Raw genomic sequence first — 23,704 nt, 5'->3', positions numbered from 1 at the left:
TGCGCTTCATGATGACGGAGACCAGTTGCATGCAAACAATCGCGCTTGTTGACGACGACCGCAACATTCTGACGTCGGTGTCGATCGCCCTCGAAGCGGAAGGGTATAAGGTCGAGACCTATACCGATGGCGCTTCGGCGCTGGATGGCCTGTTGGCGCGACCGCCGCAGCTGGCAATTTTCGATATCAAGATGCCACGCATGGACGGCATGGAGCTGCTGCGGCGGCTGCGGCAAAAGTCTGATCTACCGGTCATCTTCCTGACCTCGAAGGACGAAGAGATCGATGAACTGTTCGGCCTCAAGATGGGCGCCGACGACTTCATCACCAAGCCGTTCTCGCAGCGCCTGCTGGTGGAACGGGTGAAAGCCATTCTTCGGCGGGCTGCCAGTCGCGAAGGTGCAGCGCCCGGCACGGCCGGAACCCCCAAGACGGCCGGCGAGCAGCAGGCCCGCAATCTGGAACGCGGCCAGCTGGTCATGGACCAGGAGCGCCATACCTGCACCTGGAAGGGGGATCCGGTGACCTTGACCGTTACCGAATTTCTGATCCTCCATTCGCTCGCCCAGCGTCCGGGTGTCGTCAAAAGCCGCGACGCGCTGATGGATGCCGCCTATGACGAGCAGGTTTACGTGGACGACCGCACGATCGACAGCCATATCAAGCGCCTGCGCAAAAAATTCAAAATGGTCGATACGGATTTCGATATGATCGAGACGCTCTATGGGGTTGGCTACCGTTTCCGCGAAGCGGCGTGACAAGCGCGCCGCCGGTCGCTATGCCCTTGCCGGAGGCGGTGCCTACGGGGCGCTGCGGTACGATCCGAGAGGTTTGAGTGTTGGAACGGCGGTTGTCGGATAAGGAAGCGGACAGGCTGGATGGCTTTGACGAAGAGCCAAAGGCGTTCTTTTCTCATCCCTTCACTCTGATCCGCCGGATTTTCGGCAATGCGGTGTTTTCCAGCCTGACACGCCGCATCGTGTTCTTCAATCTCGCCGCCCTGGTCGTCCTGGTCGGCGGCATCATGTATCTCAACCAGTTCCGCGAGGGGCTGATCGACGCCCGCGTCGAGAGCCTGCTGACCCAGGGCGAGATCATCGCCGGGGCGATTTCCGCCTCGGCATCGGTGGATACCAATTCCATCACCATCGATCCGCAGAAACTGCTGGAACTGCAGGCGGGACAGAGCATCACGCCGGTCCCCAACGATGAGGATCTCGAATTTCCGATCAATCCGGAGCGCGTCGCGCCGGTGCTGCGCCGGCTGATTTCGCCGACCCGCACCCGCGCCCGGCTGTTCGACGCGGATGCCAACCTGCTGCTTGATTCGCGGCACCTCTATTCGCGCGGTCAGGTGCTTCGCTTCGACCTGCCGCCTCTGGAGACCGAGAGTGGCGGCTGGGCGGGATGGCCGGCACGCATGTTCAACAAGCTGCTGCAGCCGAGCAACCTGCCGCTCTACAAGGAAACCCCCGGCGGCGACGGATCGATCTATCCGGAAGTGATGAATGCGCTGACCGGCGTGCGCGGTGCCGTGGTACGCGTCACGGACAATGGCGAGCTGATCGTTTCGGTCGCCGTGCCCGTGCAACGCTTCCGCGCCGTTCTCGGCGTATTGCTCTTGTCGACGCAGGCCGGTGATATCGACAAGATCGTCCATGCGGAGCGGCTGGCAATCCTGCGGGTGTTCGGGGTCGCGACCCTCGTCAATATCGTCGTCTCGCTGCTCTTGTCCTCGACCATCGCCAATCCGCTGCGTCGCCTTTCGGCGGCCGCGATCCGGGTTCGGCGCGGCGCCAAAGAGCGCGAGGAAATACCGGATTTCTCCGCCCGACAGGACGAGATCGGCAATCTTTCCATTGCCCTGCGAGAAATGACCAATGCCCTTTATGACCGTATCGATGCGATCGAGAGCTTTGCCGCCGATGTCAGCCACGAGTTGAAGAACCCGCTGACCTCGCTGCGCAGCGCCGTCGAGACCCTGCCGCTGGCCCGCAACGAACAGTCCAAGCAGCGGCTGATGGATGTCATCCAGCACGACGTGCGCCGGCTCGACCGGTTGATCAGCGATATCTCCGATGCGTCGCGGCTCGACGCAGAACTGGCGCGCACCGATGCCAAGCCGGTCGACATGGAGGCGCTGCTCGGCAATCTGGTCGAAGTGTCGCGGCAGATCCGCAGCACCAAGAAACCTGTCGAACTCGATTACCTGGTCGACCAGAAACCCGGCAGCCGGACGCGGTTCATGGTCAATGGCCACGATCTGCGGCTTGGCCAGATCATTACCAATCTGATCGAGAATGCGCGCTCCTTCGTTCCGGAGAAGGGTGGCAAGATTTCGGTCCGGCTGTCGCGGACCCGCAGCCGCTGCACGGTGCAGATCGAGGACAACGGTCCCGGCATTCAAGCCGAAGACATCGATCGGATCTTCGAGCGGTTCTACACCGACCGGCCGGAAGGCGAGAGTTTCGGCCAGAATTCCGGCCTCGGTCTCTCGATCAGCCGGCAGATCGCCGAAGCGCATGGCGGCACGCTGCGGGCGGAGAACATGATCGACAGCGAGACCGGGACCATCAAGGGCGCCCGATTCGTCCTGACCTTGCCGGTCGAGCCCGCACAATGAGCGCGCCGCCTGCCAATGTGCATGCGACAGCGATCGTCGTCGGCACCATGGGCCTGCTGTTCCTTGGGCCTTCGGGTGCAGGCAAATCGTCGCTGGCCTTTGCATGCCTGGCCGACGCCCATCGACGAGGGCAATATGCGGCACTGGTCTCCGACGATCGGGTTCTGATCTCCACACATGGGGATCGGCTGATTGCCAGCGGGCCGGCGAGTATCCAGGGCCTTCTCGAGTTGCGCCATAGCGCCATCGTGAGGATCCCGCATATCGGCGCCGCGGTTCTGGATTATGCTATTCTTCCAGTGGCAAGAGACGACGCTGAACGACTTCCGCCGGAGGACGAGATCGTCGATGTTTTGCCGCATGGCCGCCTGCCGGCAATCCGCATAGCCCGCGATATAGGTGAGCCGTTGGCATCAATAGCGGCGCTGATTTCCATGCGTTCAAGCAAGACCTCGTCCAAAAGTCTATCATTTTAAGCTTGCACTTCGCATTTTCATTGCCAAGATGGCGGCCCGATGATGGACGAACCTGTTGCATTGCGGTAACTGGCGATCGGTAGCGTAAAGCTAGGGAGCTATAATCGAATGATCGGACTTGTGCTTGTCACCCATGGCAAGCTGGCTGAAGAGTTTCGTTACGCTGTGGAGCACGTGGTGGGCCCACAGAAGTTTATTGAAACGGTATCCATTGGTCCGGAAGACGACATGGATCAGCGCCGTCAGGATATACTCGACGCGGTGATGCGCGCCGATGACGGACATGGCGTCATCATCCTCACCGACATGTTTGGCGGGACGCCCTCCAATCTTGCCATCTCGGTCATGAACAATGGTCGGATCGAAGTGATCGCCGGGGTCAACCTGCCCATGCTGATCAAGCTGGCGGGCGTGCGCGGCGACAACAACATGGAAAAGGCATTGATCGATGCCTCCGAGGCCGGACGGAAATACATCAATGTCGCAAGCCGCGTTCTCAGCGGCAAATAGCGGATCAGGCCCTTGAATTCGTCCAATCCCCTTTGCCGTGAACTGCTGATCGTCAACAAGCGCGGCCTGCATGCCCGGGCTTCGGCCAAATTTGTCCAGACCGTTCAGGGTTATGACGCGGCGATTACCGTTACCAGGGACGGCACGACCGTCGGCGGGACCTCGATCATGGGTCTGATGATGCTGGCCGCCAGCCCCGGCAGCACGATTTTCGTGACGGCGAGCGGTCTCCAGGCCTTGGAAGCGCTGGATGCGCTGGAGCAGCTGATCGCCAACCGGTTCGGCGAGGAAATCTGACGTCGATCCAGATAACGAACATAAAGACATAAAGACTTCTTTATATCTTTATTGCCAGACTGAGGAAAACCTGCTAATCAGCGGGTAGAGATCCGTCGCTCAAAAGCGCCGGTGCCATCGGCGTCATGGCTGGCTTTCCAAATTGGAAAACAGGTCAAAAGCGTCTCAATCCTCGCCTGGAGAGCTTCATGAGCACACATACAGACTACATTGTTGCCGATATCGGTCTTGCCGACTACGGCCGCAAGGAACTGGACATCGCGGAAACCGAAATGCCCGGCCTGATGGCCTGCCGCGAAGAGCTTGGCGCGACGAAGCCGCTCAAGGGCGCCCGCATTACCGGCTCGCTGCACATGACGATCCAGACGGCTGTCCTGATCGAAACCCTGACGGCGCTCGGCGCCGAGGTTCGCTGGGCCTCCTGCAACATTTTCTCCACCCAGGACCATGCCGCAGCCGCAATCGCTGCAACCGGCGTTCCGGTTTTTGCGATCAAGGGCGAGAGCCTTGAAGACTATTGGACCTATACCGACAAGATCTTTCAGTGGACCGATGGCGGCTTCTCCAACATGATCCTCGACGATGGCGGCGATGCCACCATGTATATCCTGCTGGGCGCCCGCGCCGAGGCCGGCGAGGACGTGTTGTCCAACCCGCAGTCCGAAGAAGAAGTCATTCTGGTCGCCCAGATCAAGAAGCGCCTCAAGGAATCGCCCGGCTGGTTCACCAAGCAGCGTGATGCCATCAAGGGTGTGACCGAAGAGACCACCACCGGCGTCCACCGCCTGTATGAGCTGAGCAAGAAGGGCCTGCTTCCCTTCCCGGCCATCAACGTCAACGACAGCGTCACCAAGTCGAAGTTCGACAACAAGTACGGTTGCAAGGAATCGCTGGTCGACGGCATTCGCCGCGGCACCGACGTGATGATGGCCGGCAAGGTTGCCGTCGTCTGCGGTTATGGCGATGTCGGCAAGGGTTCGGCTGCGTCGCTGAGCGGCGCCGGCGCCCGCGTCAAGGTCACGGAAGTCGATCCGATCTGCGCCCTGCAGGCCGCCATGGACGGTTTCGAGGTGGTCACCCTTGAAGACGTCGTATCTTCCGCCGACATCTTCATCACCACGACCGGCAACAAGGACGTCATCCGCATCGAGCATATGCGCGAGATGAAGGACATGGCGATCGTCGGCAATATCGGCCACTTCGACAACGAGATCCAGGTTGCCTCGCTGAAGAACCTGAAATGGACCAATATCAAGCCACAGGTCGACATGATCGAGTTCCCCAAGGGCAACCGCATGATCCTTCTGTCGGAAGGCCGCCTGCTGAACCTTGGCAATGCTACAGGTCATCCGTCTTTCGTGATGTCCGCCTCGTTCACCAACCAGGTTCTGGCGCAGATCGAGCTGTTCACCAAGCCCGATCACTACAAGAACGAAGTCTACGTTCTGCCGAAACACCTCGACGAGAAGGTGGCTCGCCTGCATCTCGCCAAGCTCGGCGTCAAGCTGACCGAACTCTCCGACGAGCAGGCCGCCTATATCGGCGTGACGACGACTGGCCCGTTCAAGGCAGACCACTACAGATATTAACAGACCCCCTCCATATCCACAACATATGGTGTAACGCGGCCTTGACAAAGGTCGCGTTTTCTTTTTTAGGGCGCGCCCTTTCCGCAGATTCCCTTAGACGGTATTGTTTTAGAACTTGATTCGCACCGCTTGCGTTCCTGCAGCGATGCGAAATTGGGATGTCTTGTCGACGATGCGGCACATATGACGGAGACAGACCGAGGATGTCGGTAAAAAAAGAATTTTCGAGCGCCCCGGTCACCAAGGGCGGCGCCGATCAAACAGCGACGCGTGGGTGGATCCGTTCCTCTGCTGGCGGTCTGTTTCGATGCGGCATCATGGGACGCGGCAAGGGCCGTGCCGTGATCGACGCCTGCCATCGTCTTCGCGCCGGCACGGCGCTTGCCGGATTTGCCATCGCTGCCGGCGCGGCACGGGCGGAATCCGTTCTGCCGGCATCGACGTCGAGCATTACGTCCTTCGAGATCGTCGGCCTGGCGCTGGTCATCGGCGCCATCTCGGCGACGGCCCTGTCAGCCCTCTGGCTGCAACGGCAGCGCGGCAGCATCGAAGCGGAGAGCCAGGAAATCCGCTCGGCACTCTCGGACGCCCATCAGCGCATCTCCCGTTATCAGGCCCTGATCGCGGACAAGAACCGGCGGATCGTCATCTGGGACGGGCACAATGGCAAGCCTGAATTTCTCGGCCACTTGCCGGGCGAAACCGGCGCACCGCAGGGCGACAACGACTTCCTGGCTTTCGGCAGATGGCTGAAAGCCAGTTCTGCCATCGAACTCGACCAGGCCATCGAGCGACTGCGGTTCAATGCCCAGAGCTTCGATCTGATTGTTGAAACCCAGCGGGACGAAGTGCTGGAAATCCAGGGTCGCGTGTCGGGCGGACGCGCCTTTGCGCGGTTCGTGGCCCTCAACAACCTGCGCGCCGAACTGGCCGAGTTGAAGATCGAAAAGGCCCGGATGAAAAATGCCGTCGAGACCTTCGAGGCCTTGCTCGACGCGATCGAACAGCCGGTCTGGCAGCGCGACAACGAGGGACGCCTGACCTGGGTCAACCCTGCCTATGGCGAGGCAGTCGAAGCGGGTTCGCCCGGCGAGGCTATTGGAGACGGCCGTGAGATTCTCGGCTCCATCGTGCGGGAGAGAATCCGTGCGGTTCTGACGCCCGAGAGTGCGTTTCATGACACGGTCTCCACCGTGGTTCACGGAAACCGCACCTTTTTCGATGTGGTCGACACCAAGACGCCGAACGGCTCCTGCGGCATGGCCATCGACGTGTCGCGCGCCGAAGCCCTGAAGGAAGAGCTGCAACGCACCTTGAAGAGCCATGCCGAAACGCTGGATCATCTGGCGACGCCTGTGGCGATCTTTGACGGCGACCGCCGCCTGCAGTTCTACAATCAGGCCTTCGTCCAGCTTTGGGGTCTTGAGCCGGCGTTTCTCGAAACACGGCCGGACAATAGCGAGCTGCTCGATCGCCTGCGGTCGGCCAACAAGCTGCCGGAGCAGCTCAACTGGAAGACCTGGAAGGAAAATACGCTTTCGGTCTACCGGGCCATCGATACCCAGACGGACCTCTGGCATCTGCCCAACGGGCAGACGCTGCGGGTTATCGCCTCCGCCCATCCGCAGGGTGGCGCGACCTGGGTCTTCGAGAACCTGACCGAGCAGGTCGATCTCGAGACACGATACAACACACTGGTGCGGGTTCAGGGCGAGACCATCGACCATCTGTCCGAAGGGGTCGCCGTGTTCGGGCCCGACGGCCGCATCCGGCTTTCAAACCCGGCCTTCCGGGCCCTCTGGGGCATCAGCGAAGCGGAAGCAACGCCGGGCACCCATATCCGTGCCATCGAGACGGCCTGTGCGCCCTCTTATGATAAAGCGGATGGCTGGAAGGCCTTCAGCCAGATGATCACCAGCTTTGAAGACGAGCGGCCGTCGAGCGATGGCACCATCGAGCTGTTTTCAGGCCTCGTCCTCGACTATGCCGTCATCCCGCTGCCGAACGCCCAGACCATGCTGACCTTCGTCAACATGACCGATAGCGTCCGTGCCGAACGGGCACTCAAGGAGAAGAACGAAGCGCTGCGCAAGGCCGATGAGCTCAAGAACGATTTTGTCCAGCACGTATCCTACGAGCTCCGGTCACCGCTGACCAATATCATCGGCTTCACCGATCTTCTGAAAGCCCCTTCGACCGGTCCGCTCAACCAGCGCCAGTCGGAATATGTCGACCATATCTCCACATCGTCTTCGGTGCTTTTGACCATCGTCAACGACATTCTCGATCTGGCGACCGTCGATGCGGGGATCATGCGGCTCAACTATTCGCAGATCGACCTGGGCGATCTTCTGGACGATGTGTCGATCCAGATGACCGACCGGCTGCAGGAAAGCAATGTGACGCTGGAGATCTCTGCCCCGGCGCAGCTTGGAACGATAATTGCCGACCAGCAGCGTCTGAAGCAGATCCTCATCAAGATCCTGACGAATGCTGTCAATTTTTCGGCCGAAGGCGGTTCCGTCACGCTGAAATGCTGGCGCGAAGACGAAGACTTCGTCTTCTCCGTCACTGACAATGGCTGCGGCATTGCCCAGGATCTGCTGCCCGCCGTCTTCCAGCGGTTTTCCGCCAGCGGCAAGGGTGGCAAGCGCAGCGGCGCCGGCCTCGGCCTCTCGATCGTCGAGAGCTTCGTCAGCCTGCACAATGGCACCGTGTCGATCGAGAGCAGCCCCGGACAGGGCACCACGGTTCTCTGCCGCATCCCGTCCAATACCATGCCGCAGTCCATCGCCGCCGAATGATGCCATGACCGGAACCCTCTCTCTGTCGCTTGCCAGCGACGCCGATACGGCAAAGCTCGGAGAGGATCTGGCGCTCGCCGTCCGGCGGGGCGATTGCCTGGCGCTGTCGGGGGATCTGGGCGCCGGCAAGTCGACGCTGGCGCGGGCCTTGCTGCGCGCCATGGCCGATGACGACGACCTTGAAGTTCCCAGTCCCACCTTCACCCTGGTTCAGACCTATGATCTGCGCCTGCCCGTTGCCCATTTCGACCTCTACCGGCTGGGCGATCCGTCGGAACTTGACGAACTCGGCTTCGAGGAAGCGCTGGAGGCCGGCGTCTGCCTGGTGGAATGGCCTGACAAGGCTGCCGATCTGCTGCCGGCCGACCTGATCACCCTGACTTTCGATTTTGATCCCGGCGGCGGACGGCGTGTGACCATTGGCGGATCCGAGCAAAGGCTCGCCCGCGTTCGCCGCGTGCTGGCCATCCGGCAGTTTCTCGACAACCAGGGACTTGGCGATGCGCAACGCCGGCATCTGACCGGCGACGCCTCGACACGCGCCTACGAATATATTCGGGCCGCCGGCCACGACCGCATGGTGCTGATGGATGCGCCGCGCCAGCCGAACGGCCCGCCGATTCGCGACGGAAAGCCCTATTCGCAGATCGCCCATCTCGCCGAAGACGTCTACCCCTTCGTCGCGCTGGCGAAAAGCCTGCGCGCCAAGGGCTTTGCCGCACCGGAGGTTCTCGGCGGCGATTACGAGCAGGGCATTTTGCTGATCGAAGACCTCGGCACCGGCATGGTGATCGATGACGCGGGCCGGCCGATCCCGGAGCGCTACCGTGCCTCGGTCGCCTGCCTCGCCCATCTGCACCAGATGCCCTTCGAGCGGGACATCCCGGTAACCGACCACCATGTCCACCGCATTCCCGACTATGACCGGACCGCCATGAAGATGGAGGTCGAGCTGCTGCTGGACTGGCACCTGCCCTGGAAACGCAATGCACCGGCCACGACCGACGAGCGGCAGCAGTATCTCGCCATCTGGGACGGGTTGATCGACCAGCTCTCCACCGTTGAAAAGACGCTGGTGCTGCGCGATTTCCATTCGCCGAACATCATCTGGCGGGCGGCGGAAGAGGGCATGGAGCGGATCGGCCTGATCGATTTCCAGGATGCGATGATCGGCCCGTCCGCCTATGATCTTGTATCGATCGTTCAGGATGCCCGCGTCACCGTGGAGCGTCCGTTGGTTGACCAGTTGATGCAGGACTATCTAGACGCACGGCGGATGGGCGGAGGCTTCGATGAGGCCTCGTTCCTGAAGAGCTGGGCGATCATGTCGGCGCAGCGGGCCTGCAAGCTTAACGGGCTTTGGGTCCGGCTGATGCAGCGCGACAAGAAGCCCGCCTATATGAAGCATATGCCGCGCACGCTCTGGCATCTTTCGGTGGCCTTCGAGCACGAGGCGCTTGCCCCCTTGCGGGAATGGTGTGCAAGAGTTGGAATCGGACACACCGAATCAACCCTGCAGGAACGATGACAATCACCCATGCGATGGTCCTGGCAGCCGGGCTCGGCACCCGGATGCGGCCGATAACCGATCAGATCCCCAAACCGCTGGTGCGGGTCGCCGGCAAGCCGATGATCGACTATGCGCTCGATCTGCTGGCGGAGGCGGGTGTTCGCCGCGCCGTGGTCAATGTCCACCACTTCGCCGACCAGATGGTGGATCATCTCAAGAACTATTCCCGGCTGGACATCGTCGTTTCCGATGAACGCGCCGCGCTGATGAACTCCGGCGGCGGACTTGCCAAGGGATTGAAGCTGCTCGATCGCAGCCCCGTGCTGGTCATGAATGCCGATCTGTTCTGGATCGAAAACGAGACGGCGGCGAAAACCAATCTTCAAAGGCTGGGCGATGCCTTCGACGCGGCTCGAATGGATATGCTGATGCTCTGCGCCGATCCGGCCCGCGCCACCGGCCATAACGGCAAGAATGATTTCAACCTGGCACCGGACGGACGACTGACCCGCTTCAAGGCCGGCGATCCCCATCCGGTCATCTATGCCGGCGCACTGGTGATGCAGCCCGGTCTGCTCGACGATGCGCCGGCGGACGCGTTCAATCTCAACATCTATTTCGACCGGGCGATCGCTGCCGGCCGGCTCTATGGCATCGGCCTGGACGGCCATTGGCTGACGGTCGGCACGCCCGACGCGATCGGTGAGGCGGAAGAGGTGATCGCCCGCCTGGCAAGCGACGTCTAGGCCATGGAAGAGGCCGGCCGCCGCAACGTCCTGACCATCCCGCCGGGCCAACCCTTTCTGAGGCTGTTGGCCGCTTCCCTTTGTGACGGTCGGCTTTGCGACGGGTTCCGGTATGACCCTGCCGATCCCCTGTCGCTGGCAAAAGTGACGATCCTGGTGCCAACGCGCCGCGCCGCCCGTTCCCTGCGCTCCGAGTTCGTGGACCTTTTGGGCGGACAATCCGCCATCCTTCCGGTGATCCGGCCGCTTGGCGAAACCGATGACGACAGCGGCTTCTTCGAAAGCGATGCGCCGGCGCTTTTTGATCTGGCCCCGGCGATCAGCAATACGGTCCGGCTGCTCGAACTGGCGCAGCTGATCCTGGCCTGGCGAAACCGTTTGCCGGCTATCGTTCTCAGCATTCATTCGGACACGCCGCTGGTGGCACCGGCAAGCCCGGCGGACGCCGTGTGGCTGGCACGCGCCCTGATCGAGCTCATCGACGCGGTGGAGACGGAAGACGGCGACTGGGCCGATCTCGACAGGCTGGATGCGCGCGACTACGCATCCTGGTGGCAGCTGACGCTGGAATTCCTGCGGATTGCCAGCGTCTTCTGGCCAGCGCGCCTCGAGGAACTGGGCCGCGCCTCTCCCGTACGGCACCGCAACGCCCTTCTGCGCGCCGAGGCGCGGCGGATCGCCGGCCTTGGCGATAGCGGCCCGGTGATCGTTGCCGGATCGACCGGATCCATTCCGGCTGCCGCCGACCTGATCGCGGCGATCGCGTCCCTGCCGCAGGGCGTGGTCGTGCTGCCGGGGCTGGATCTTTCCATGCCGGAAGAACAGTGGCAGACGGTCGGCGGCCCGGCAGATGCCGGCGGGCTATCGGACCCGGCCGGTCGCGGGCACCCGCAATACGGATTGTTCAAACTGCTCGAAAAGCTGCGTGTGACCCGCGACGACGTCACCCTGCTGCAAGCAGCTGATGAGACCTTGAGCGACCGCGCCGAGATCCTGTCCCGCGCCATGGCACCGGCCGGTGCCACGGACGGCTGGACAGCCTGGCGTGACGCCGCCTTCGTTGACGAGCGCTTCGACCGGGCCTTTGCCGATGTGGCGCTGATCGAGACGGCCAACGAGCGGGAGGAAGCCACCGCCATTGCCATTGCCCTTCGGCTGGCGCTGGAGGAGCCCGGCGCGGATGGAGACAGCCGCGCGGCGCTGATCACGCCCGACAGGAACCTCGCCCGGCGGGTGACCGCCGAACTGGCGCGTTTCGGGATCATCGCCGACGATTCGGCCGGCACGCCGTTCAGCGCGACGCCGCAAGGAACGCTTCTCAACCTGGCGCTCGAAGCGACGCTCAGGCCCGGCGATCCGGTCGCCATCGTCGCCCTGTTGAAACATCCGCTGGCCCGTTTCGGTTTCAATGAGGCCGACTGCCGCGAGGCGGTCGATACATTGGAGATCATTGCCCTGCGGGGCGGCATCGGGTCCGTCGACATCAGCGCCCTTGAACCGCTGCTTCAGGCCCAAGTAAAAGCCCAGGCGGACGATCGGCATGGACGGCAATGGCGGCTGACGATTTCCGAAGGGGCGATTGCGAACGCCGGCAAGCTGGCGCGGACCATTGCCCTGGCCGTCGAGCCGCTGGCGGGCCTCGTCGTCAAGCGGCCGGATGGCGGACACCTGACCAGCCGCCTGTCGCTGTCCGGTTGGGCCGAGCGCAGCGGGCGGGTGCTTGAGGCCATCTGCGCCGAGCCGGACGGCAGTCTTGCTGCACTCTGGTCCGATGAAGCCGGCGAAACCCTGGCGCGACTCTTGAGCGAAGTGATGCAGGCGGACGGACAGATCGAGGCCGATGGCACGCAGTGGATCGATATCGCCATGGCACTGGTGGCCGGCGAAGCGGTCAAGCCGGCTGCCATGCGGCATCCCCGGATCTTTGTGTTCGGTACGCTTGAGGCGCGCCTCCAGTCCGTCGATACGCTGGTGTTGGGCGGGTTCAACGAAGGCTCATGGCCCGGCCAGACCACCAACAATCCCTTCCTGTCGCGCAGCATGAAGACGCAGATGGGCCTGGAACCGCCGGAACGGCAGATCGGCCAGCTGGCCCATGATTTCGAGATGGCAAACGGCACCCGCAAGCTGATCTATTCCCGCGCCCTGCGCCAAGGCTCGGCACCGACCGTCGCATCCCGCTGGCTGCAGCGCCTGCTGGCGCTGGGGGGCAAGGGTTTTGCCAATGACCTGAAGGCGCGGGGCAATCGCTATCGCCATTTTGCCGATCTGATCGACAGTGGAAGTGACCAGTCGCCAGCCATGCGGCCGGCACCGACACCGCCGGCGGAGCTTCAGCCCAAACGCTATTCGTTCAGCGAAGTGGGGCGGCTGCGGCGCGACCCCTATGCGATCTACGCGCGGCGTATCCTGCGGCTCGATCCGGTCGATCCGTTCAACCGCGACCCCGGCGCCTCCGAGCGGGGCACGCTCTACCACCGGATCGTCGAGCGGTTCGTGCGGGACGTGCCCTCGCCGCTGGACACCGATGCGGCACGACGGTTGCAGGCCATCGCGCAGGAGCTTTTCGATGCGGAACGGCTGCCGCCCCATATCGACGTGGTCTGGCGCCAGCGTTTTGTCGATGTCGGCAGGGCCTTTCTGCACTGGGAAAGAACGCGGGACCGGACTTCGACCACCATCCTTACCGAGGTGCCGGCCGGTATGGAGCTCGAGCAGATCGGCATCAGGCTGACCGGCGTGGCCGACCGAATCGACATCAAAGGCGGCGGCTTTGCCGATATCATCGACTACAAGACCGGATCGAGCCCCAGCGTGTCGCAGGCCCGCAGCCTGCTTGATCCGCAACTGGCGCTGGAGGCCGCGGCCTTGAAGGCGGGCGCCTTCCGCAATGCCGGACGGCTGACGCCGGAAAACCTTCTCTATGTGCGGCTGCGGCCGGGCCATCGCTTCAAGGCGGAGGCGGTCAACAACGAGCTGACGGGGCGCGGCGACAATGCCAAGTCGGCGGTCGATCTGGGCGAGCAGTCGATTGCCGAACTGGTGCGGTTCGTCGCCCTGTTGCAGGCCGGCGAGAAGGGTTTCGTCTCCCGACTGATGCCGGCCCAGCAGAATGATTTCAGCGGCGAATATGATCATCTCGCCCGAGTCGCCGAATGGTCGACGGCGGAAACCGAGGAGGTGGCCGGTGACGAGTGAAATCGACCATCTGCCCGACAGCGACAGCCCGCTCGCCTGGATCGACTGGACTTCGGCCCAGCAGGCGCTGGCCTCGGATCCGGGCCGCTCGGCCTGGGTGTCGGCCAATGCCGGCTCGGGCAAGACCCATGTGCTGACGCTGCGGGTGATCCGGCTGCTTCTGGCGGGCACGCGCCCGTCGTCCATTCTCTGCCTGACCTATACCAAGGCTGCGGCTTCTGAAATGTCGAACCGGGTGTTCGAGCGGCTGGCGGAATGGGCAACCCTGCCCGACGAGCAGCTGGCAGGGCGCATAACGCAGATCGAGGGCCGGATGCCGGACCGGGCGAAGATTGCTGCGGCCAGGCGCCTGTTTGCCCGAGCGCTGGAGACACCCGGCGGCTTGAAGATCCAGACCATTCACGCCTTCTGCGAAGCGCTGCTGCACCAGTTTCCGCTCGAGGCCAATGTGGCCGGGCATTTTTCCGTGCTCGACGACCGGGCCTCGGCCCTGCTCCTGTCCGATGCCCGGCGTTCGCTGCTGACGGCGACGACGGAGGAAGGCGACGCAGCACTGGCTGACGCCTTTTCCCTGGCAATCAGCCTCGGCGACGAGTTCGGGCTGGAGGCGCTGCTCGGCGATATCGTCGCCAACCGGCATGCGGTGCGCACGTTCATGGAGTGGGCGGAACGCCGCGGTGGCAGCGATGCTGCGCTCCGCGAAGCCTTGACGATCTCCGTCGACGATACGGAAATCAGTCTTGCCGGCAACTACTGGCCCTTGCCCGGTCTCAACGGTCCCACGCTCTCGGCCTATATCGATCTGGCGCGGACAAAGGGCGGTGAGAGTGTCCAGACGATTGCCTCAGGGCTGGAACAGGCCGTCCGGGAGGTCGATCCCGTTCGCCGCGCCGAACTGCTGGAGGGCTGTTTCTACACGCAGGCCGACAAGCCGAAAGCCGACAGGACGCTGCTGGCCGCCGCCATGGGCAAGGCGGCGCCCGACCTGATGGATGCCGTGATCGCGGCACGGGAACATGTGGTGGCCTGTCGCGATCGCTTGCGGATCTTTCGGCTCTATACCGCGACCCGCGCTGCCCTGCTGCTTGCCCAGCGGCTCGACCACGATTACGAGGACCTGAAGAAGGGCCGCAGCCAGCTCGATTTCGAGGACCTGATTGCGAGGTCGGCAGCGCTCCTGACCAAAAGCCAGGTCGGTCCCTGGGTGCATTACAAGCTCGACCAGGGCATCGATCATATCCTGGTCGACGAGGCCCAGGATACCAGTCCGGTGCAATGGTCGGTGATCCGGTCGTTGCGCGAGGATTTCTTTTCCGGCGCCAGCGCCCGCACGGTGACGCGCACCTTCTTTGCCGTCGGCGATGAGAAGCAGTCGATCTATTCCTTCCAGGGCGCCCGGCCGGAACGGTTTTCGCAGGAAGGGTCGCTCACCGCACAGGAAGTCCAGACCGGCGGCGAGACCTTCAGCGCCGTGCGGCTGCCTCTGTCGTTCCGATCGACATCGGCCGTGCTCTCGGCCGTTGACCAGGTCTTTTCGCAAGCTGACAATGCCCGGGGCTTGAGCGCTGCCAACGACGCGGTGGTCCATATGTCCAGCCGATCGGGACATCCGGGCGCGGTCGATCTCTGGGACATGGTGGCGGCCGAACCGTTGGACAAGGAAGAGGACTGGACCGCACCTTTCGACGCCACACCGGAAAGCGCCCCATCCTCCATTCTGGCACGGCGGATCGCCCATCGCATCGAGGCGATGATCGGCACGGAAACGATCGTTGAAAAGGACGTCGAAAGACCGATTGAGGCCGGCGACATCCTCATCCTGGTGCGCAAGCGCGGCGCCTTCGTCAACGCCCTGACCCGTGCCCTGAAGAGACGGGACAATATTCCGGTGGCCGGCGCCGACCGGCTGAAGCTCACCGGTCATATTGCCGTTCAGGATCTGCTGGCGCTCGGGCGTTTTGTCCTGCTGCCGGCCGACGACCTGTCGCTGGCGGCCATTCTGAAAAGCCCGCTTTTCGACCTCAACGAGGACCATGTCTTCACGGTCTGCGCCTTGCGGGAGGAACGCGAAAGCGTCTGGCAGGCCTTGAAGCGGCTGGCGCATGCCGACTTGTCCCCATGGCAGACGGTTTTGACACGCCTGTCCGGCTATATCTCGCTCTCACGCCGTCTTCCGCCGCACGATTTCTACGCCCATGTCCTTGGGTCTCTGGGCGGCCGGCGGGCCTTTCTGGCGCGGCTCGGCAGCGAGGTCAGCGATATCCTCGACGAATTCCTGAATTTCGCGCTCGCCTACGAAACATCAGGCCTTCCGGGCATGCAATCCTTCGTGACGGTGCTCGAGCAGGAAGCGCCCGAGGTCAAGCGCGAACAGGACAAGGAACGCAGCGAAGTGCGGGTGATGACGGTGCATGCCTCCAAGGGCCTGGAGGCGCCGATCGTCTTCCTGGTCGATGATGGCGCCAAGGCCTTCAACCACACGCATCTCGCCAAGTTCCGGATGATCCCTGTGGATCCGGACAGGCCGCCTGTGCCGATCTGGACGCCGGTCAAGGGGCTCGACAATTCGGTAACGTCAGCAGACACGGCTCGCGTCAAGCGACTTGCCGAGGAAGAGTACCGGCGCCTGCTTTATGTCGGCATGACGCGCGCCGCCGACCGGCTGATCGTCTGCGGCTATCGCGGCAAGCAGCAGCAACCGGATGTCTGGCACAGCATGATCGCCGGCGCCCTGGCGCTCGATGAAACCCGCTGCAAGCCGGTGCGCTTTTCCGGCCCTGACGGCGATTGGGGCGGCCTCTCCTGGCAATTGCCTCCTTCAGGCCGGACCTTTGAAGCTCGAAAGGAAAGCGAGAAAACCGGGGTCTCCGAATCGCTGCCCGAGGCGCTGTCACGGCCCGCGCCGCAGCAGACACGGTTGCCGCGCCCCCTCAGCCCGTCGGGCGCTGGAACGGTGATCGACGACGATGCTGGCGACCTTCTGGTCAGCTCGCCGCTGTTCGGGGAAAAGCAGAATGCCGGGCTGGCGCTGCAAAAAGGGCGGCTGGTGCACCGCATGCTGCAGGTGCTGCCGGCCTTTCCAAAGGCCGAACGCTTCGAGGCCGCCGAACGGTATGTGGGGCGGGCTGCCCGTTTCTGGCCGGCGGCGGATCGTGCTCGGCTGCTGGACGATGTGATGGCCGTGCTCGATCATCCGCAGCTCCAGGACGTCTTCTCCGCCCACGGACAGGCGGAAGTCTCCGTCATGGGCACATTCCTGCTCAACGGCGAGGAGCGAACCGTCTCGGGCCGGATCGACCGGCTGGCCGTCACTGCCGATCGTGTCATTCTGCTCGACTACAAGACGAACCGCATGCCGCCGAAATCGCTGGCAGAGCTGCCCTTCGCCCATCGTGCCCAGCTTGCCATCTACCGCGAGATCCTCGCCCCTCTTTATCCCGGCAAGGTCTTTGATTGCCTGCTGGTCTATACCGAGGATGCGCGGGTTCTCTGCGTGCCGGAAGCGGATCTGGCCCGGTCTCTTGCCGAGCTCAAGACAACGTGAGATATGGGGATATTGAAAACCCGGCGCTCACACATCACATAGACATCAACAGATACCGACAAAGGAGCAGCCAATGGCTACGGTAAAAGTCGATAATGCCAATTTCCAGGCAGAAGTCCTGGATTCCTCGGAAACCGTCGTCGTTGATTTCTGGGCTGAATGGTGCGGACCTTGCAAAATGATCGCACCGAGCCTTGAAGAAATTTCGACGGAAATGGCCGGCAAGGTGAAAATTGCCAAGGTCAACATTGATGAAAACCCCGAGCTTGCCGCACGCTTCGGCGTCCGCTCGATCCCCACCCTTGCGATCTTCAAGGGCGGCGAAGTGGCTGACATCCAGGCTGGCGCCAAGCCCAAGACGGCGCTGAGCAGCTGGATTTCCAGCGCCGCCTGAGCCGCAGCGCGGACATCAACCCGAATCATTTGAAAGAAGCCCGGTTCGTCCGGGCTTTTTTATTTGGGGGGCGTGCCGTTGTCGGCCAGCACGTTGCCAACGACATAAAGCGATCCGCCGATCAGAATGCGCGGTGCCGGCATATCGGGATCGGCACGTTCGCGGATGGCTTCCAGCGCCTCGGCAACCGACGACATCGGTTCAGCGACCAGATCCGCATCATAGGCGGCATGGGCCAGCACAACGGGATCGATAGCCGCATCGGTGCCGCGAATGGGAACCGTGAAGACATGGACGGCGATATCCGAAAAGGCGCGGAAATAACCGATCGGATCCTTGGTGTTGAGCATGCCGATGATCAGATAGAGCGGGCGCGACTGGCGCTCCTCGAAACCGGCCATGGCCTCGGCAATCACTTCGCCGGCGCCCGGGTTATGTCCGCCGTCGACCCAGATTTCGGCGCCTTGCGGCGCATGGACCAGCAGCTTTCCTTCCGACAAGCTCTGTAGCCGTCCCGGCCATTCGACCGAGGTCATAGCGGTTTCGGCCATCGCATCGGTCACCGTAAAACCTGCTGCCTTGACGGCGCGTATGGCAGCCGCGGCATTGCCATATTGATGGCGGCCGGGAAGCCGCGGCAGCGGCAGATCGGAGAGGCCGAATTCGTCCTGGTAAATCAGCCGTCCGAACTCCTCATGGGCAAAATAATCCTGACCGAATACCGCGAGCGGACAGTTCAAGCGCTCGGCGGTGGCGACCAGAACGTCGCGTGCCGCATCATGCTCCTGGTGGCCGATGACCACCGGCAGGCCGCGCTTCATGATCCCGGCCTTTTCGGCAGCAATCAGTTCGACCCGATCGCCAAGATAGGGCTGGTGATCCAGGGATATCGGCATGATCACCGAAACGGCGGGATTGTCGATGACATTAGTCGCATCGAACCGGCCGCCGAGACCGACCTCGATGATCGCCACATCGGCGGGCTGTTCGGAAAACAGCAGGAAGGTTACGGCGGTAAGGATCTCGAAGACCGTGATCGCCTCCCCCGCATTGACGGCCGCGATCCGGCGCAGCGCATCGGCAAAGATGGCATCCTCGACGAATTGCCCCGGCCCGCCCTTGACGCCGATCCGGTATCGCTCGTGCCAACGCACAAGATGGGGGGATGTGTGCACATGCACGCTCAGCCCTTTTGCTTCCAGAAGCGCCCGACAAAAGGCCGTCACGGAGCCCTTGCCGTTTGTGCCGGCCACATGAATGACCGGCGGCAGCTTCAGATGCGGATTGCCAAGATTGCCCAGCAGGCGACGGATACGGTTCAGCGAGAGATCGAAGCCCTTGGGATGCAATCCCATCAGCACCTCGATCTCCCGTTCGGCCTCACTATGGGCAGGCTCATTCATGGTCAGGAATTCCGCGATTCGGCGTGATCGAGAGCGTATGCGGGGTCAGGCCGGAACGTCCTGCACAGCCGAGATCGCCGGCAGGGTATTCTTGACGACGTCGCCAGCTTGCTTGGTCATGATCTTCAAGATGCGCGCCAGCAAATCCGGAATGTCGTGCCGCTTCGTCACCATGTCGATCATGCCATGCTCCAGCAGATATTCCGATGTCTGAAAACCCTCGGGAAGCTTTTCGCGGATCGTCTGTTCGATCACGCGCTTGCCGGCAAAGCAGATCTCGGCGCCGGGTTCGGCAATGTGCAGGTCGCCCAGCATGGCATAGGAGGCGGTGACCCCGCCGGTCGTCGGATTGGTCAGCACGACGATATAGGGCAGGCCTGCTTCCTTCAGCATGTTGACCGCCACCGTTGTGCGCGGCAATTGCATCAGCGACAGGATGCCTTCCTGCATGCGGGCACCGCCGGAGGCCGGAAACATCACCAGCGGGCATTTTTCCTCGATGGCACGCTCGAAGGCCTTGATGATCGCCTCGCCGGCGGCAATGCCGAGCGAACCGCCCATGAAATTGAACTCATGGACGACGGCGACGAGTTTCAGGCCCTTGACCGTGCCAAGGCCGGCGAGAATCGTGTCTTCCTGCTCGGTCTTCACCCGGCTATCGCGGAGCCGGTCCGAATATTTTTTGGAATCGCGGAATTTCAGCGGATCCTGGGCCACTTTCGGCTGCACGAAGGCCTCATAGCGTCCGCCGTCGAACAGATCGAGAAGGCGCGCCTTGGCCGGCATCTTCATGTGATAGCCCGATGTCGGAATGACCCACTTGTTTCCCTCGAGATCCTTGTGGAAGACCATTTCGCCGGTCTCAGGGCATTTGATCCAGAGATTTTCCGGGACTTCGCGCCGGCCAAGCATGGAATTGATCCGCGGCCGCACGTAGTTGGTGATCCAGTTCAATTGAAATACTCCTGATTGACGCTACTCAATATGGTGTCGCTATTCGGCAGCAGCAAGGCGCGCCGCATGGACGCCGCTCGACAGGCCCCGCACCAGGGTGACAACAGCCTGTACCGTATCGGCGGTGGCCTTGTTGTCCTTGGTCAGGCTCAGGGCCACCTGGTTGACGATGGCCGTGCCAACGACGACGCCGTCGGCACTGGCGCCGATCAGCCGGGCATGCTCGGCCGTCTTGACGCCGAAGCCGACGCAGATCGGCAGGTCGGTATGCTTCTTGATGCGTCCGACCGCACCGGACACCCGCGACGGATCCGGCAGAGCCGAACCGGTGATGCCGTTCATCGAGACATAATAGACGAAGCCGGATGTGTTGCGCAGGACCATCGGCAGACGCTTGTCGTCGGTGGTGGGCGTCGCCAGGCGGATGAAATTGATGTCGCGCTTGCGCGCCGGCAGGCACAGTTCGTCATCCATTTCCGGCGGCAGGTCGACGATGATCAAGCCGTCGATGCCGGCCTCCAGGGCTTCGTCGAGGAACTTCTCGACGCCGAAGACATAGATGGGATTGTAATAGCCCATTATGACGATCGGTGTGTCCTGGTCGACCTTGCGGAAATCGCGGGCAAGCTGAAGGGTCTTGACCAGCGTCTGACCTGATTTCAGGGCGCGCTGGCCAGCCAGCTGGATCGCCGGCCCGTCGGCCATCGGATCGGAAAACGGCATGCCGAGCTCGATGACATCGGCACCGGCGTCCGGAAGGGCCTTCATGATGGCGAGCGACGTCTCATAATCCGGATCGCCGCCCATGAAATAAGTGACCAGCGCCGGGCGGCCGGCAGCCTTCAGATCGGCAAAGCGTTTGTCCATACGTGCGGTCATGTCAGAGCCCCATACCCAAGATCTTGCCGACAGTGAAGATGTCCTTGTCGCCGCGGCCGCAGAGATTCATGACGATGATCTGGTCCTTGTCCATCTTTGGCGCCCGCTTGATGACTTCTGCCAGAGCATGGGACGGCTCGAGGGCGGGAATGATACCCTCGGTGCGGGTCAGAACCTGGAAGGCAGCCAAAGCCTCGACATCCATGATCGGGACATATTCGACGCGTCCCATGTCCTTCAGCCAGGAATGCTCCGGGCCGATGCCGGGATAATCGAGACCGGCCGAGATCGAGTGGCCTTCCTTGATCTGTCCGTCGGCATCCTGCAGCAGATAGGTGCGGTTGCCATGCAGCACGCCGGGTGAGCCGGCCGTCAGGGAAGCACAATGCTCTTCGCCGTCAAGACCCTTGCCTCCGGCTTCGACGCCGACGATCTTGACGCTGGCATCGTCGAGGAACGGATGGAACAGGCCGATCGCGTTCGATCCGCCGCCGACGGCAGCAATCAGGAGATCGGGCAGACGGCCTTCGGCTTCCATCATCTGTTCGCGGGTTTCGCGGCCGATCACCGACTGGAAATCGCGCACCATTTCTGGATAGGGATGCGGGCCAGCGGCCGTGCCGATCATGTAATAGGTATCGTCGACATTGGTGACCCAGTCGCGCAGGGCTTCGTTCATGGCATCCTTCAGGGTGCCATGGCCAGAGGTGACGGGGATGACTTCGGCGCCAAGCAGCTTCATGCGGAAGACATTGGGGGCCTGGCGTTCGACATCGGTTGCGCCCATGTAGACGACGCAAGGGATACCGAAGCGGGCGGCCACCGTGGCGGACGCCACGCCATGCTGACCGGCACCGGTTTCCGCGATGATGCGGGTCTTGCCCATGCGCTTGGCCAGCAGGATCTGGCCGAGACAATTGTTGATCTTGTGCGACCCGGTGTGGTTCAGCTCATCGCGCTTGAAATAGACCTTGGCGCCGCCCAGCTCGTTGGTCAGGCGTTCGGCGAAATAGAGCGGGCTCGGGCGCCCGGTATAGTGCTTGTTGAGATGGGCGAGTTCGGCCTGAAATTCTGGATCGGTCTTGGCCTTTTCCCACTCCGCCTGCAGATCGAGGATCAGCGGCATCAAGGTTTCCGCGACGAACCGGCCACCGAAGATGCCGAAGCGGCCATCCTCGTCAGGGCCTTCACGAAACGAATTGGGTGTGGGTGTGTGGTTCACTTTACGCTCCCTGATACCGGTGCCGGCGCGTTTGCGCGCTCAACCGCGGCGAAAAATTCGTCCATCATATCCAGATCCTTGACGCCCGGCGCGCTTTCGACCCCGGAGGAGACATCAATGGCGCGCGTGCCGGTTTCCCGCAGGGCGGCCTCGATATTGTCTTTGTTCAGCCCCCCGGAAAGCATGTAATCGACATCGTCGTCAAGCGTTCGCAGCAATTGCCAATCGAAGGAGACGCCATTGCCGCCCGGAAGGTCGGAGCCGGCCGGCGGCTTGGCATCGAACAGAAATCGATCGGCAATGCCTATATAGGGCGGGATCTTCCTCAAGTCATCGGCATCGCGGATAGAGAATGCCTTCATCACCGGCAGGCCATAGACCGCCTTGACGTTCAGCAGGCGCTCGGCGCTTTCCTTGCCGTGGAATTGCAGAATGTCGGGCTTCAGAAGATCGACGATCTCGTCCAGCTCGTCATTGTCGGCATCGACCGTGACAGCCACGACCTTGGCGCGGCCGCGGATGCGATCGGCCAGCCGTCCGGCAATATCCGGTTCGATATTGCGCGGGCTCTTTTCAAAGAAGATAAAACCGATATGGGTCGCCCCGCGCTCGACGGCGCGATCGACCGCTTCCGGTGTCTTCAATCCGCAAATCTTGATATCGGGCTTCATGGCAGCGAAGTGACATGAAAACACAAAAGAGTCGAGCCAATTTGCGACGCCAGACCGCTCACTTCGGATGAATCAGTCGAAGTCGATCGCGTGCAATTGCGAGCCATGGCGTTTCAGCCAGAGCTTGGCTTCCTCCATGTGCGGACAGAGCTTTCGGCAAAGCGCCCAGAAGGCCGGGCCATGGTTCATTTCTCGAAGATGCGCCACTTCATGGGCGGCCAGGTAGTCGATGACGCTTGGAGGGGCCATGACGATGCGCCAGGAAAAGCTCAGATTGCCGTCCCACGAACAGGATCCCCAACGGCTGCGCGTGTCCTTCATCGACAGTACACCGGGCTTACGGCCAATGGTCCGCGTATGCTCGGCCACCAGCCGCTCCAGATCGGCGCGGGCTTCCTTCTTCAGGAAAGCCGACAGGCGTCGGCCGGCATGTTCCTCCAGCCCGCTGATCTTGACGGCCGGCCGGCCATCGATCTGCGTCACTTCGGTAATACCGCGCAACAGGCCTGTGTGCACGATCAGGTGCGGTACGCCCCGGAGCAGGATGTCCGCGCCGGGCCGCAGCCGGTTGTCGGTGCTGTACTTGGATAGCTTGGTATTCAACCAGCCGCGGTGGCGGTCCAGGAAATCGCTGACTTCGATGTCGCGAAGCCCCGTCGGCACCGTCATCTTCAGGGCACGGCCGCCCGGTTCGATGCGAAGCGTGATGCGGGTGGCGCGGGCATTCTGGCGAATGGTCAGGGGCACGGCTCGGCCCGCAACCTCCAGCACCCGGCTTTCGGGCGCCTTCGGCTTGCTCGATCTCCTGATGGTCTTCTTCAACATCGCGAACATGATGTGGTCTTAGCCGATTCGAAGGATGTTGCCGCGCAAAAAAGCCGGCA

Annotated in this window: 18 protein-coding genes; 12 read left to right on the top strand and 6 right to left on the bottom strand. The window is 62.3% G+C overall.

Annotation, left to right across the window (positions count from 1 at the left end):
* Window positions 1–29 precede the first annotated feature (29 nt).
* The 12 genes from HGO38_RS24970 (at window position 30) to trxA (ending at window position 17,691) form a co-directional block, all read left to right on the top strand.
* Window positions 30–758: a response regulator transcription factor gene (locus HGO38_RS24970; RefSeq protein ID WP_250958532.1), complete on the top strand. Its 729-nt coding sequence runs from the start codon at window positions 30–32 to the stop codon at window positions 756–758.
* 116 nt (window positions 759–874) lie between these two features.
* Window positions 875–2,623 carry a sensor histidine kinase gene (locus tag HGO38_RS24965; RefSeq protein ID WP_250958557.1) on the top strand — a complete coding sequence of 583 codons (1,749 nt, stop codon included), beginning with the start codon at window positions 875–877 and terminating at the stop codon, window positions 2,621–2,623.
* Window positions 2,620–3,099, top strand: a complete 480-nt coding sequence (locus HGO38_RS24960) for an HPr kinase/phosphorylase (RefSeq protein ID WP_250958531.1) — start codon at window positions 2,620–2,622, stop codon at window positions 3,097–3,099. The genes HGO38_RS24965 and HGO38_RS24960 overlap by 4 nt, the downstream gene beginning before the upstream one ends.
* Before the next feature lie 108 nt (window positions 3,100–3,207).
* Window positions 3,208–3,609 (top strand): PTS sugar transporter subunit IIA, encoded by a 402-nt coding sequence (locus tag HGO38_RS24955; RefSeq protein WP_250958530.1) that lies wholly within the window; start codon window positions 3,208–3,210, stop codon window positions 3,607–3,609.
* 12 nt (window positions 3,610–3,621) lie between these two features.
* The gene (locus HGO38_RS24950; protein WP_250958529.1) at window positions 3,622–3,906 is read left to right on the top strand and encodes an HPr family phosphocarrier protein; all 285 of its coding nucleotides are present in this window, start codon (window positions 3,622–3,624) and stop codon (window positions 3,904–3,906) included.
* 188 nt (window positions 3,907–4,094) lie between these two features.
* On the top strand, window positions 4,095–5,495 hold the full coding sequence (gene ahcY, locus HGO38_RS24945) for an adenosylhomocysteinase (RefSeq protein WP_250958528.1): 1,401 nt from the start codon (window positions 4,095–4,097) through the stop codon (window positions 5,493–5,495).
* A 317-nt stretch (window positions 5,496–5,812) separates the two neighbouring features.
* Window positions 5,813–8,299, top strand: a complete 2,487-nt coding sequence (locus HGO38_RS24940) for a sensor histidine kinase (RefSeq protein WP_250958556.1) — start codon at window positions 5,813–5,815, stop codon at window positions 8,297–8,299.
* A 4-nt stretch (window positions 8,300–8,303) separates the two neighbouring features.
* Entirely contained in the window at window positions 8,304–9,827 is a 1,524-nt protein-coding gene (gene tsaE / locus HGO38_RS24935; protein ID WP_250958527.1) for a tRNA (adenosine(37)-N6)-threonylcarbamoyltransferase complex ATPase subunit type 1 TsaE, read from the top strand.
* Window positions 9,824–10,555, top strand: coding sequence for a nucleotidyltransferase family protein (locus tag HGO38_RS24930; protein ID WP_250958526.1), 732 nt, complete (start codon window positions 9,824–9,826; stop codon window positions 10,553–10,555). Before tsaE ends, HGO38_RS24930 begins: the two co-directional genes overlap by 4 nt.
* A 3-nt stretch (window positions 10,556–10,558) precedes the next feature.
* A complete protein-coding gene (addB, locus tag HGO38_RS24925; RefSeq protein ID WP_250958525.1) occupies window positions 10,559–13,753 on the top strand; it encodes a double-strand break repair protein AddB in 3,195 nt (1,064 codons plus the stop codon).
* Window positions 13,743–17,297 carry a double-strand break repair helicase AddA gene (gene addA / locus HGO38_RS24920; RefSeq protein WP_250958524.1) on the top strand — a complete coding sequence of 1,185 codons (3,555 nt, stop codon included), beginning with the start codon at window positions 13,743–13,745 and terminating at the stop codon, window positions 17,295–17,297. Before addB ends, addA begins: the two co-directional genes overlap by 11 nt.
* 73 nt (window positions 17,298–17,370) lie before the next feature.
* Window positions 17,371–17,691, top strand: a complete 321-nt coding sequence (gene trxA, locus HGO38_RS24915; protein WP_168475588.1) for a thioredoxin — start codon at window positions 17,371–17,373, stop codon at window positions 17,689–17,691.
* 59 nt (window positions 17,692–17,750) lie between these two features.
* Here the strand turns inward: trxA and HGO38_RS24910 are convergent, their stop codons facing one another.
* The 6 genes from HGO38_RS24910 to HGO38_RS24885 form a co-directional block, all read right to left on the bottom strand.
* Window positions 17,751–19,094 (bottom strand): bifunctional folylpolyglutamate synthase/dihydrofolate synthase, encoded by a 1,344-nt coding sequence (locus tag HGO38_RS24910; RefSeq protein WP_250958523.1) that lies wholly within the window; start codon window positions 19,092–19,094, stop codon window positions 17,751–17,753.
* Window positions 19,095–19,139: 45 nt separating this feature from the next.
* Window positions 19,140–20,048, bottom strand: a complete 909-nt coding sequence (gene accD, locus HGO38_RS24905) for an acetyl-CoA carboxylase, carboxyltransferase subunit beta (RefSeq protein WP_250958522.1) — start codon at window positions 20,046–20,048, stop codon at window positions 19,140–19,142.
* 39 nt (window positions 20,049–20,087) lie between these two features.
* Complete coding sequence (gene trpA, locus HGO38_RS24900) at window positions 20,088–20,927, bottom strand: tryptophan synthase subunit alpha (RefSeq protein ID WP_250958521.1); 840 nt, start codon at window positions 20,925–20,927, stop codon at window positions 20,088–20,090.
* A gap of 1 nt (window position 20,928) precedes the next feature.
* On the bottom strand, window positions 20,929–22,149 hold the full coding sequence (trpB, locus tag HGO38_RS24895) for a tryptophan synthase subunit beta (RefSeq protein WP_250958520.1): 1,221 nt from the start codon (window positions 22,147–22,149) through the stop codon (window positions 20,929–20,931).
* Window positions 22,146–22,820 (bottom strand): phosphoribosylanthranilate isomerase, encoded by a 675-nt coding sequence (locus HGO38_RS24890; protein WP_250958519.1) that lies wholly within the window; start codon window positions 22,818–22,820, stop codon window positions 22,146–22,148. The genes trpB and HGO38_RS24890 overlap by 4 nt, the downstream gene beginning before the upstream one ends.
* Window positions 22,821–22,892: 72 nt before the next feature.
* On the bottom strand, window positions 22,893–23,654 hold the full coding sequence (locus tag HGO38_RS24885; protein ID WP_250958518.1) for a M48 family metallopeptidase: 762 nt from the start codon (window positions 23,652–23,654) through the stop codon (window positions 22,893–22,895).
* Window positions 23,655–23,704 lie beyond the last annotated feature (50 nt).

The organism is Rhizobium sp. CG5 (assembly GCF_023701945.1).
GTDB lineage: Bacteria > Pseudomonadota > Alphaproteobacteria > Rhizobiales > Rhizobiaceae > Allorhizobium.
Note: the sequence above shows the minus strand (reverse complement) of the source record. Positions and strands in the feature narration are given on the sequence as shown.